Origin of the sequence: Levilactobacillus fujinensis, from assembly GCF_003946335.1 — a bacterium.
GTDB classification, from domain to species: Bacteria; Bacillota; Bacilli; order Lactobacillales; family Lactobacillaceae; genus Levilactobacillus; species Levilactobacillus fujinensis.
In genome coordinates, this window is sequence record NZ_RHNX01000069.1 from 1 (window position 1) to 4,277 (window position 4,277).

A 4,277-nucleotide genomic window follows, 5' to 3' on the forward strand; every position below is an offset into this window, starting at 1 on the left:
GAAGCATCATTTATTTAAGTTAGATACATATTATATGTACGAAGGCATTTCATTTACACAAGATTCTTGACGCTACCGCTCGAATCATCGTTCCTTTACCACGTACTTTGCGGAAACTGGCCAAGCAGTTCGTGAAAAACACCGTACCAGTTGTCGCCACATTGGCTTCCTGGAAAGAGCGCCTGAATTCTTTGACCAACTGGTCAAAGAACTTAAACGGAAGCCGCGCATTCACAGTGTTGATAGCTTTGTTCATTGGTTTGGTGCGCACTATCCGCAATTACCTTGTCCCTCGACCCCTACGGTTTACCGTTATATCGATGACGGACAGCTTGCACTAACTAATACTGATCTACCACTGAAGCTTCGACGCCGCATTAAGCGTCCCGGGAAAGGCCATAAACGAATGAATAAACGGGTTCTTGGTCAATCAATCGAAGAGCGTCCCGCGGGTGCTGAAAAACGTTCTGAATTGGGTCACTGGGAGGGTGACCTCGTTAAGGGTAAGCGAGTTGCTAGCGAGCCAGCTATCATGACGTTAACGGAACGAGTTAGTCGCTATGAAATCATCGTTAAGATCGACAATTATCACGCTGCTACTTGTCGTGCAGCGCTTCAAGGAATCGTCAACGACTATGGTGCTGAACACTTCAAGTCCATTACTTTTGATAACGGTTCCGAGTTCTCTGAACTTAACCAAGTAAAGGAAACGCAAGTTTACTTTGCTCACCCGTATTCCCCCTGGGAACGTGGATCCAACGAGAATCAAAACCAATTGATTCGGGAGTTTCTGCCCAAAGGGCAATCACTGCGCAGTCTCACCCTCGTTGGTGTTCAAAGTATTCAGGATACCCTCAACCAGCGTCCTCGAAAATCCTTGGGCTACCGTTGTGCTTCTGAAATTCTTTCATGTTTTGATTAAGCTAGACCAGATTCATAGAATAGGTTGTAAGTGTTGCATTTGATTTGACAATTCAGGAAATAAATCATTACAATTAACCATGAATGAATTATTTCAATTGGAAACAAAGTAAATGCAATGATTAGGTATTGAAAAAGCGTATAGTTACCATAATTAATATCAATCATCTTATTTCCCCCTCTTAACTAATCTCGCAAGCTAAAAGTTTTCTTCTCAGATAACATCTAATTCATCCGATTCTTGATATTAATGACAGTCTGCACCGATACACCGGTTTCAGCCGCAATCGCTCGATAGCTAATTGGGGCACCGGTTGCTTTGTTTCTTAATTGATCAACGATACGATGGTAGATAAACCGTTTTTGTGGGTTAGGTGCGTCTGCGGCGTAAGCGGGCCGAGTCCCTCGATATTTCCCATTGGCTTTGGCAATCTCAATTCCTTGCCGCTGACGTTCCCGAATCTTTTTTCGCTCAGTTTGCGCCATATAAGCTAACAGCTTGGTTAGCATATCAAACATAAATTTGTCCATATCTGAATCCCCAGTCTGCATTGAAAGAAATGGGGCATCTAAGACTTCCATTCTAACCTGTTTATCTCTGATCTGCTTGATTATATCACTGGCGTCGTCATAGTTTCGACTAAGCCGATCTAATGAGGCCACTACTAATGTATCTCCTTGCCGCACATAAGCAATCGCCGCCTGTAATTCTGGTCGGTTTTGGGTCGATTTGCCCGATTGTTTTTCTTCAAAGATTTTCTCACATCTAGCCACTTTCAAGGCTTTAATTTGGCGGGCCAAATTTTGATCAGTTGAGCTAACTCGCGCATAACCAACTTTCATCAATAACTCTCCTTTCAGAGGATCAGTCTCCTCCACCCTACTGCATTCTGTTTAGACACTCTAATTAGACAGTTTGACAAAAACAAAGAACTGCTTGTTATCCCAAGCAGAACCTAAGCTTTTCTTCATAAGTTGATTATACTGCTTTTTGTCCATTTAGGGTACACTTTAATGATACTTTTATTAAAACAAAAGCTCCCTTCAATTAATAAGAGAGCTTTCTCGTAAATAACCTTTAAAAGTGTAACCTACATCGTATAATTTGTTGCTTGTGATGGTAAAAAGTGTAATAACTGAATTGTGTTTGTTTGAAAATTACTTAATCCAAATTAGAATTTATTTAAGTAATTTTTCGTATAATTTTCCCATTTAAAATCCAAATAGCATATATTGTTAATTTTTTTGAAGATAGAATATATATAATCAATTTTAAAAGAATGAATAATGATTTTTTTTTGTTAAAAGTATCAGACAGGCTATAAAGTTTATTGACCTTATTTATTATAGAATCATTCAAAATATGAACTTCATTTTTTATGATTCTAGGAGGCACATTTTTAGATAATAACGTAGCGGTTACGTATTGCCTATAAGCGTTTTTTTTAGTAATACTATCTTTTCTAATCCTTTTAGATACCATAATTTTAGGCTGATATCCAATTCTAATTTTTCTTTGTAGTGCCCTTAAAATAAAATCATAATCTTCTGCATAATCAATGTTTCTATAGTTATGTAAAGATTGGAAAACTTTCTTCTTAACAAACCAACTAGAATGAACTGAAAAATTAGCTCTATGAAAGAAAAATTTAATTATTTTTTGAGATACTATTTTCCTATTTCCAAGTGCTCTGGTATGAATAGTCCTCCCATTTTCATCTATAATTTTTGCATTTGAACATACAAAGTCCAAATTATTCTTTTTTAGAAACTCTAATTGATTCTCTAATCTAGATTTTTTAGAAATATCATCTGCATCTAAACGTGCTATATAATCACCAGTGGAATAATTAAGACCCCTATTTAATGACTTAACCAATCCTAAATTAGTATCATTTCTAAGTATCTTAATTCTAGTATCTTTATTTTCCTCCCTCTTTAAAAAATTATATAATTTTAGAGAATTAGGATTATCGTCTACTATGATATATTCAAAATTTTTTATAGATTGATTTAAAATAGAATCAATACATAGTTTTATGACGTCTATACTTTCGTCAAATACAGACGTTATTACTGATATTTTCAATTACGCTTACTCCTTAACAGAAAAAGTTGTATTTTTATTATATAAGAAGCTGTTTAGTATCTTTTGAGAAGTAACCTGATAAAAGCTAACGAAACCATCATGAGACTAGTGTTGAGCTTACGCTCACAGTTACGCCATAAACGATGATAATTTCCCAACCAACTAAATGAACGTTCAATGAGCCACCGTTGGGGGATAACCGAAAATTGGTGTAACTCATTTCTTTTAACGACGATTACCTTGGCTGAGGTTAAACTGCTAATCTCATTGGCAAAATTTTGGCTGGTATAACCACTATCAACCATCATGGTTCGAACCAATTTAAACTGCTCTAAATTAAGGGTGACGAGTGCAATCGCCCCGTCACGATCAGTGATGTTAGCCCGGGTAATATGGATAGCTTGCGGGAATCCATTGATGTCGACGGCTAAATGGCGCTTAATGCCGGAAATTTTCTTGCCACCATCGTAACCCTTATTTTCAGCGGTAGCGGTGTTCTTAATGCTTTGGGCATCTAAAATGACGAACGAAGTTCGGGCTGACCGCCCTTGCCTTAATCGTCGATCAGCGACAATTTTTTTAAAACCTGAGTTAATAAAGCTGGTTTATCAGGGGTGGGGGCTTTTGACCAACTCATCCAATAGTAGTAAACGGTGGACCACTTTGGATAATCAGCCGGCAAATCACGCCAAGTACAGCCATTTTTAAGGACATAGAGCATGGCACAGAAGATATCATAAGGATCAATGTGTTTTGGGTGAGTTCGTTTTCTTGAAGCTTCCAGATCCTGACGGATCAAATCGAATTGTTGCCGAGAAATATCGCTTTGGTAATGATGACTAAAATGTTGCATATGATCACCAACTTTTTTGACAGTAGTTTATCAAATTATTGGGTCAAAATCAAAGATACTAAACAGCTTCTAATCAAAAAACATTTATAACTACATTTTATTAGCACCTATCTTGAAATAATAATCAAACATGCTCCTACGTCAAACTTTGGCACTAAAGAAACTAATTTCAATTCTGATTCTTTCAATGTTGTATCAATTTTAACTGTTGGTTTGGTAGATTGCAAATTTAATCCGAATTTTTGGACAAATTTGTCAGCATAACCTGATACGGTGTTTGCCAGTCGAGTATTTTAAGCGGTCGCTGGTTAATTTGGAGTAACGTCGTCGTTAAATCGTGAGCACTAATGTGCTCAAAACGAGTCCCTTTAGGATAAAAATAACGTAAATTCCGATTAAAGCGTTCATTACTAC

General features: G+C 37.0%; 3 protein-coding genes and 2 pseudogenes. 1 reads left to right on the forward strand and 4 read right to left on the reverse strand.

Annotated elements, in window-relative coordinates:
* Positions 1-82: 82 nt before the first annotated feature.
* Positions 83-922: pseudogene (locus tag EKM89_RS14125) on the forward strand (IS30 family transposase); the annotation flags it as partial.
* Positions 923-1,146: 224 nt separating this feature from the next.
* Here EKM89_RS14125 and EKM89_RS13465 read toward each other — a convergent pair.
* The 4 genes and pseudogenes from EKM89_RS13465 to EKM89_RS13480 form a co-directional block, all read right to left on the reverse strand.
* A complete protein-coding gene (locus tag EKM89_RS13465) occupies positions 1,147-1,764 on the reverse strand; it encodes a recombinase family protein (protein WP_125689294.1) in 618 nt (205 codons plus the stop codon).
* 340 nt (positions 1,765-2,104) lie between these two features.
* Positions 2,105-3,010 (reverse strand): glycosyltransferase family 2 protein, encoded by a 906-nt coding sequence (locus EKM89_RS13470; RefSeq protein ID WP_125689296.1) that lies wholly within the window; start codon positions 3,008-3,010, stop codon positions 2,105-2,107.
* Between the two features lie 53 nt (positions 3,011-3,063).
* Positions 3,064-3,863, reverse strand: a protein-coding gene (locus tag EKM89_RS13475; RefSeq protein ID WP_191988776.1) for an IS5 family transposase whose coding sequence is annotated in 2 segments (ribosomal slippage) — positions 3,064-3,575 and positions 3,575-3,863 — 801 coding nt in all. Because the reading frame shifts where the segments join, the coding sequence is not laid out codon by codon here.
* Positions 3,864-4,092: 229 nt separating this feature from the next.
* Positions 4,093-4,277, reverse strand: a pseudogene (locus EKM89_RS13480) (IS30 family transposase); the annotation flags it as partial.

Bases quoted from the DNA above. Each gene is read 5' to 3' on its own strand.
- EKM89_RS13465 (WP_125689294.1), bottom strand. From the start codon at position 1,764: ATGAAAGTTGGTTATGCGCGAGTTAGCTCAACTGATCAAAATTTGGCC.